Origin of the sequence: Stieleria tagensis (assembly GCF_024129865.1) — a bacterium.
GTDB lineage: Bacteria > Planctomycetota > Planctomycetia > Pirellulales > Pirellulaceae > Stieleria > Stieleria tagensis.
Map to the genome: position 1 here is coordinate 1 of NZ_JAMYFE010000034.1, position 8,737 is coordinate 8,737.

An 8,737-nucleotide genomic window follows, 5' to 3' on the forward strand; every position below is an offset into this window, starting at 1 on the left:
CATCGACATCGACTATAGCGATGGTGACTTGGTCGATATCAACGACAACCATCAAATCAACTCGGTCGTGCACAACAACAGCGACCGTCTGCTGGACTACACCGCCACCCTGGGCGATATCAGCGTCAATAGCATCACGTCTGGAAACGCTGCAGTCACGTTGACTGCTGCGGCCGGTGCGATCGCCGAAGCCGCCACCAACACCAGCACCAACATCTCGACCGCCGGCGTGTTGACACTCTCAGCCGCCACCGGCATCGGTGCCGACGGAGCCGACCAGGCACTCGACACGAATGTCGGCACCCTCGCCGCACAAACCACGCTCTCCGGTGGAATCTACATCAACCAAACCGGCGACTTGCTGGTGGGCGTGGGGGATCATGGGGTGACCGGAGTGACAACCAACGGCGGTGGCGACATCGCGTTAACGTCCAATGGCGGCAATTTACAAATCGACGAAACCGTCAACTCCGGCGACGGCGACACGAGCTTGTCGGCCGCCAATATTGATGTGAACTCGATCGTCCGCGGTAGCGACATCGATATCAATGCCAGTGGATCCTTGTCAGTCACCACAGGCAATCAAATTATCGCCGGTGGCGATGGAACGGAGCTGTCCATTGAAGCGGCAACCATCACACTTGCCAGCGGCAGCGCCGCCGCAGCGACGGTCCAGAACGCCGGAACCGGAACCATCGAACTGACCTCCACCAGCGGGAATCTGAATCTTGCAGACTATGTGGTGGACGGCGGCAGCGGCGACGTGACGATCGATTCGAGTGGTTCGATCGGCGAGACGGTCAGCAACGACACCATCAGCATCACCACATCAGGCGCTCTGTCGCTGACGGCCGGCGGTGCGATCGGCCAGACCGGTGGCGACGGTCCACTGGATGTGCAAGTCGGAACGCTCTCGGCGCAGACCACTGCACCGGGCGGAATTTTTGTCAATGACTCCGGCGATGTGACACTTGACGGCATCGAAACCAGCGACGGCGGCATCGAAATCTCCTCCGACGGCGCAATGACCGTTTTGGACGCCGTCACGGCCGGCGGCACAGCGAACATTTCCTTGGATGGATCGACGGTTTCGCTTGGCGCCGATGGTGATGTGACCGCGACCAATGGATCCATTTCGGTGACGGCCGCCAGCAGCAGTGGACTGTTCTTTGACAACGACACGCTGTTCCGCACCGACCAGGGACAAGTCAGTGGCCAATTGCTCAATGCCACCAATCCTTTCTTAGGCAGTGCCAGCACCAGCGGAGCGCTCAGCGATTCCAATCGCGACGCGACGATCGACATCGTTCTGCAAGATTCGCAGGGCGAAAACATCGTGATCCAGATCGATTGGCAGGAAGGCGAGTCCACTGTGCCGACTCCAGAACCGGCCCCTGGTGATCCCCGGGACCAGGTGGTGCAATCAGAAATTCAAGACTCAACCATTGTCGAATCGTTCACTCACACCTACGAAAACGCACCCGACCCATCCAATCCCTCGGCCGACATCACCGTCATTCTCAGCATCACCGAGTTTGCTGCTGGAACGATTAATCTGTTTAGCGGCGGCCAATCCCTGTTGGATCTCGGTCAGTTTTCGTCACAGTCGATCGTACTGGAAGTATCAACACCGATTCTGCCGTTCTTTTTGCCACTCCCCGAGATTGAACAAGCGGCCGTGGCACAACGGGTCGGCCCGGCAATCATAAACGTCCCCGAACCGCAGCGGGTCTACACGATTCAGGCACCGCAGGAATTCAACAACTCGATCGGAACGACCCAACAGGCCAACCAGCGTTACTACGTCCTGCGAATCGTCACATTTGGTTCTGAGGGCGAAGTCAAGTTGATGCAGGATGATCAAGAGTATCGCCTTCGCGACATGGAAGATCCCGATTCCGAAGCGGGTTTTGAACTCAGCCAACTGCCAGAGTTATTCAAACGGCTACCGGATGATCGCTATCGAATCTACCTGATCGAAGGCCAAACGGAGCGGCTCGTGCTTGATTTTATCATTCGTGACGGTCAACCGATTGAAGCTCAAAGTGAAGACGCGGTAGACGTTCCTGCCGATCAACAGGAAGTGGAAACTGGCCAGCCACGGCAACCGATCGCACCAGCGGATCAATCAGCAGCCCTCGATCGGCCGACACCAAGTGTTGCCGAGCGGCTTGGCAGCGTCCCGGTGGTCTCCACCGGCAGTGTCTTGTTGGCCGCCGGGATGCCGCGTCCGAGTCAGAAACGACGCCCGGGTTCCTCGTTTCTCCAACGCTACAACCGCCCCCGACCGTTATCCAGGAAGCCAGCATGATGGTTGTAATCTGTTCCTACTGTGGCGCTGAATGTAACGAAAGTGACCAAGCCAACGGGCGTTGTGGAAGTTGTGCCAGCTTTTTCAACGGCAACGAAGAAGTTGTCGAACATCACCCCACGGAGCAGCCTGCCGCGTCGCTGGCCACCATCGCACCCACCGCAGCCCTGCCAACTGCCGCGCCGGAACCGATTCCGCCCACCGCCGATAGCGACGGCGGCAACGCACCTGGGCCGTTTGATCCCTCGGCGGTCCAGCCAGACGATTCGGGAATCGAGGTTTCCGACAGCGAGGGTCTGATCCAGCCACGTCGACTGTCGCCTCAATTTCGACGCCGTGTCGAAATGACCTGGCAATCGACTCTCAATCGCAGCGTGACCAACGCCGAACACACCCTCAGTTCGCAAACGCCGAACGAAGGCACTAAACGCGAGAACCCAACACTCAGCATCGCCACGCGACGGATCACAAATCCAAAACAAAATATCAATGTCAATGGTGAGGGCGACTACGAACTGAACGATGTCATCGGCGAAGGCAGCATGGGCCAGGTTTGGTCGGCACGCCAAACCTCGCTCGATCGAAACGTCGCGGTCAAAGTTCCCAAGGCGGAATTGGCTGGTGCCGGCAGCCTGGGTGAAAGCCAATTCATTTCCGAAGTCGTCGTGACGGGGAAATTGGAACACCCCAATATCGTTCCCATCTACGAACTCGGTCGCGATTCCAGCGGCCTGCCGTTCTATTCGATGAAACACGTTCAGGGACGACCCTGGAACGAATTCATTACGGAAAAATCCGATCAGGAAAATTTGGAAATCCTGATGAAGGTTTGCGATGCGATCGCGTTCGCACACGATCGCAACTTTTTGCATCGAGATATCAAACCGCATAACGTGATGGTCGGAGAATTCGGCGAAGTCTCCGTGATGGACTGGGGGATTGCTGTCTCGGTTGCCAGAGATCCAGACCAGCCGTGGGCCGCCGTGGCCACCGGACCGGCCGGCACCCCGGCCTACATGGCACCGGAAATGGCCGCCCACAATCCATCGGAATTGGGCGTGGTCAGCGACGTCTATTTGCTGGGCGCAGTGCTCTATGAAATCGTCACCGGGACGCCACCCCACCCGCGAACCGGTGACACCGGTGAAGCTCTGTTGTCGGCGGCAGCCAACGAAATTACGCCGACCACTCGCAGCGGAGAATTGGTGGACATCGCACGCCGCGCGATGGCCACCAATCTGATCGATCGCTACCAATCGGTCAAAGAACTGCAAGACGCACTGCGTGAATACCAATCGCACCGAGAGAGTATTCAGCTGTCTGAAAGTGCCGACCAGCACCTGGGACATGCCAAACAGCAAGGCAGCAGCGACGAATTTGCTCGGGCACGATTCGCCTATGAAGAAGCGCTGCGGTTATGGAAAGGAAACGCATCGGCAGCGACGGGATTGCGACTTGCCACCGTGGCCCATGCTCAAAATGCACTTGATCAAGAGAACTTTGAACTCGGCATCTCGATCCTGGATCCCACCAATCCAGATCACCGTGATCTGTTGACCAAACTGGAAACCAAACGTTCGTCGCGACGACGATTGGCATGGTTTTCAAAAATCGCTGCCGGCACCGCATTGGTCGCCGTGTTGTCGGTGGTTGTGATCACGGTTTCCAAAAACAAAGAACTGGATAAAAAGAATGGTGAACTCGACCGCAGACGTGTCGAGGCCGTTCGCGAAAAACTCAATGCCGACAACGCCGCTGCACTCGCTGTCAGCGAAGCCGACAAGGCTCGTCGGGCCGAACAAACGGCGCGCACCGCACGTGACACCGCTGTGTTAGCAAAGGTCGAAGCGAGGCGCGCCGAAGGAACCGCGCGACAACAAAAACGCAACGCCGAGGAAGCTGCGTATTCGTCCGAAATCGGGTTGGCGGCTGAATCCATTCGCCGCAATCAGTTCAACAAGGCGGCTCCGATCCTGGCGGGGTTGGAACCCAGTCTGGACCCTGATTCTGATTCAGTGATGTCAAAATTGCGTCACATCGAATGGGGACTGCTGGCACATGCCTCCAGTCCAGGACCGGTGCAAGACTTGCTGCCGGCCCAGCGCATCGAAACCGTCGCCAGTTCCCAGGACGGTGCGACATTTGCCGCCGGAACCGAGGACGGACGGGTGGTCGTCTGGCAGAAGGTGAATCCGACACAACCATTGCCGGAACCATCGACCCTACAGTTTGGCAGCAAGCTGAGTGCGATTGCGGTTTCCAATGACGGTCGCTACATCGCCGCCGCGGGCACCGATCGCCAAGCGTTGATCGGTCAATCCCAGTCCGGCAAGTTCCCGATTTCGCTGTGGGATCTGCAATCCGGTTCGTTCCCCGAACCACTGTTGTCGCTCAGCGGGCACACGGCGGAAGTGCTGAGTTTGTCGTTTTCGACAGATACCCAAAAACTGGTCTCCAGCGCGGCTGATCGGACCGCCGTGGTTTGGGACCGGTCAACGGGCGAACGCCTGACGACGATGCGAGACCACTCGGATCGCCAGGTTTGGTGCGCCAGATTCTCGCCCGATGGCCGTGACATCGTGACGGCCTGTGACGACGGTCGGGTCAGGGTCTGGCAGACCCGCGACGGTGATCCGCAAGCAACGAAGATTCATGATTTCCGCGGCCACGAAGGCCCGGTGTACGCCGCCGTGTTCACGCCCAACGGGCGCACCGTGATCTCCGGGGGTTACGACCGACGATTGCTGCGATGGAATCTGCGCGGCAATCAAGACAGTCTGGCCGCTAGCGACCAATCTGATTTCGAAGCTCGACTCGAAGGCCGCCCGGTTGAAAAAATGCCCATGCAGCAGATCGGTAGCGAACACCAACAACACGAAGCCAGTATTCGCTCGATCTCAGTCGGCACTGTTGATTCTCGCGACTTTATCTTGACCGCCGGCAACGACAACACCGTTCGCGTTTGGAACCCACTGGGTGACGGCTGGACGTTGGACAAGGTGTTGCGAGGGCATGGACGGTGGGTCCGCTCGTGTACGTTCACCCAGTCCGGCCAGGCGGTGTTGTCCGCGGCCTACGACGGCGTGAAATTGTGGGATTGGCAGAACTACTCGATGCCACGTGAATTGTTCCCCATCGCCGAGCGCCGGTTTGGTTCACAACCCGGCGAACTGGGACTCTCGGATGCCTCCAAAGCGCTCTATTCACCAGACGGGCGTTGGGTCGCCACCGCCTACACCAATGGCACCGTGGCTGTCTGGGACCTGCAATCGGGACAGCGCGCCGCCAGTCAATTGCTCGTCGACGGACATGCACTGTTGACCGCGACCGGGAAATTTTTTGACGGCGGCAAACAACTGCTGACTTCCGCCGGCGACAACACGACTCGATTGTGGGACGTTTCCCGCGGCACGCAATCGAGCAAGTTATCCGGGACCGGTTACCGCGGTGCCGCATCGGTTTCCTGGCGACCGAATGATTCCACCGCGCTGGTCGTGTCCGGTAGCGATGACCGCATGCATCCCGCTTGGTTCTGGCAAATCAAATCCGGCCACCCGGTCGCCAAACGGCCGCTGTTGGTGGACTATGCTCGGGACCGGATCAGTCAACAAATGGGACTGTCCAATTCCCCCGCCGACTCGGCGACCGCAGATTCGATCTCGCTTGTCAGTTTGAACGACGCTGATTTTAGTCGGCTGCGCCAATTGAAACGCGGAATCCCCGATGTCACCGCCGTTTCGTTTTCGGATCAAGGCGACTTCTTTGTCGTCGGCAATTCGCGAGGCGAATGTTTTGTGTACCAAGTCGACGCCGTCACAGCACAACCAGTTCAATTGGTCCAGTTCCTGGCCCACGGCTCAGCCGTCAGCGCCGCCGCGTTTCTGCCCTCCGGCCAATCATTGATCACGGCCAGTGTTGACGGCCAGGTTCGGCAATGGGACACCCAAACCGGCGCACCACAACAACAATTCCCTTGGTCTGGCCCAGTCACTGCACTGGATCTCTCCCAAGATGGCGCGTTGTTGGTGGTCGGTCATGCTCCGGTCGAATCCGAAAATCTGCCGGTCGCCCAAGTGTTTCGGATCGACGGTGATCAACCGATCATTGAATCCCAGTTGATCAATCAGGATCCCAGTGACAACCGTGATTGGGCTGGAAACCAACCCTCGGTGCAGTCGGCTCAATTCACCAGCGAAGACAACCGCGTCATGCTGAGCCTGTTTTTTCCCGATCGGAATTCCAATGCCAACCTTCAAGAGACCAATCCGAAACGTTGGTCTGGTTATCGGCTGGGTTTCTGGGATTGGCAACAGCAGCAAGCGAATTTCACAGCACTGCCCTCAGCCACCAAAGGCGAAATCGCTGCGGCGGTCCTCGGTGAGGATCCTAGCGGACAACAGTTGCTCGTTGTCGGCGGCAAAGGGGCGCGTCTATGGGCGGCTGATGATTACAAACAACAACGCTTCACTCGATTGACCGCCAGCTTCCGACCGGCTCTTTCGATCACCACGGTCGATTTTTCAATCAATCCAAAGACCGGACTTACAAATCGTCTGGTGGTCGGGGATCGAGAAGGAAACGTCCGAATCTGGGAACTCGACGGCGATGTTTGGAGTGAAAGTGTTGGCGCGGCGGCCCAGTTGAGTGGCGAACATCAATCCGCGATCGTGTCCACGACCTTTGATCCGACCAATGCCGACCGCATCGTTTCCGCCGATGCCAATGGCGTCTGGAAACTCTGGCAATACACCGACACTTGGAACATCCAGCAGCAATTCCAATCGGATCAAGCAAACCAGCAATTTAACAGCGTGCTGTTTTCACCCGATGGAAAACAGATCTTGGCCTGTGCCAGCGACGGAGCCATGATTTGGCGCCGCAACGACCAAGATAGTTTTGAATTGGATCCGCAACCCCCAAAGACCGGCGCCGTGCAATTTGCCACCTATGCCGCCGATGGCAGTTGGCTGGTCACCTCCGATGGCGACCGCACCGTGCTGTTTTGGGACTCCTTGGGGCACTTGATCGCCACGATGGCAACCGAAGACGCCAAAGGCATGACATCGATGACGCTGTCGCACGATCGACGCCGTTTCGTTTCTGGCTACCGTGACAAACGAATCGTGATCTGGGACACCAGCCGAGTCATTGAAGCCCAGCAAGATGCCGGTCCAGAGAACGAAAAATGGATCAAGGAATTACTGACACTAGAAGAGCATCGGGGCGTCAGTTCGGTCTCGATCTCACCAAACGGTCGAAATTTGCTGTCGTCCGGGGTCGAAGGCCGCACCATCATTTGGACCGGACAAGCGATCGCACCGATTTCGATCTCCTTCTCGCGGGATCAGTTCAATTACCAAGCCAATTCCGGCCCGGTCAACTTGGATGCGTCAGCCGTCCTCAGCGATCCCAGCCGACTCGCCAGTTTCGCCAATGCTGAATTGGTCGTCTCACTGGGCGATCAACTCATGCCCGGGGAACGACTGCTGTTGCGTTCGACGGAAGATTCCGCGGGCGCCAAAATCGAAATGGCTAGTGCGGGCGATCAAACCGCATTGATCTATCACGCGCATCAAAACGCGGTCCCACTGATCGTCGGGATGCTAGCCCCCACAGCAGTCGATTCGAATCGATTACAGGTCTCACTCAGCGACGCTGCCGATACCGCCGCGGTGCAGACATTGCTGCGAACCTTGGCCTATCAAATCGGTGCCCAAGACACATCGCTGCGGACGGTCGGCTTGAATACATCGCGTCAACTGGAAGAGATGTCGGGTGCGACCCGTCAAGTAAAAATCGAAATCACAGGAATCAGCTACAACGATCAACCGGTAAAAGAAGCCTCGCTTGGCGATGATCAACAGCAGGTACTTTACCCAACAGCGATCACCACTGAATTTGCCATTGAAGTCGAAACCGGTCGAATCGACGAAGAACTAGCCGGCGCAGACGACACGTCCACCGATGACATGGCAAGCCGCAGTTAAAAGGGGCTGGTTTTTTTTTTCATTGCCGAGTTAAAAGGGGCTGGGGTTTTTTTCATTGCCTCTCTCTTCTCGAGGCCGTGCAGCTTCGCTCACGACTCAACAGGGTGGGTTTGCAGGGTGAGAGATTGAACAATCGCCTCACGTTTTGAGCTAGCACGAGCAGCCCTGTCTCCGCAGCGGCACGCCAGCGGCCGCAACCGTGGAAAACCGTGTGGCGAAGATTTTGACTCTGGTTGCGGTCTCTTTACGCCAACGGCGTTAGACACACCTAGCCTAGGGTCAGGTCTTGTGAGCGCAGCGAGCAAACCGCCACCCTAGGTTGCGAGCACCGGGAACACGCTCTGCCCGGCGGGATTCGGCGGCTTTGCCGCCGAATCCCGCCGGGCAGCGCGTGTTCCCGGTGCCTCGCAACCTAGGGTGGCGGTTTGCTCGCTGCGCT

Annotated in this window: 2 protein-coding genes; both read left to right on the forward strand. The window is 57.7% G+C overall.

What is annotated here, in order from left to right; translation table 11 throughout:
• A partial coding sequence (locus NHH03_RS07490; protein WP_253155144.1) for a hypothetical protein occupies window positions 1-2,311 on the forward strand: 2,311 nt, incomplete at its 5' end.
• Window positions 2,308-8,298 carry a WD40 repeat domain-containing serine/threonine protein kinase gene (locus NHH03_RS07495; protein WP_253155145.1) on the forward strand — a complete coding sequence of 1,997 codons (5,991 nt, stop codon included), beginning with the start codon at window positions 2,308-2,310 and terminating at the stop codon, window positions 8,296-8,298. The genes NHH03_RS07490 and NHH03_RS07495, both read left to right, overlap by 4 nt.
• Window positions 8,299-8,737: the final 439 nt, after the last annotated feature.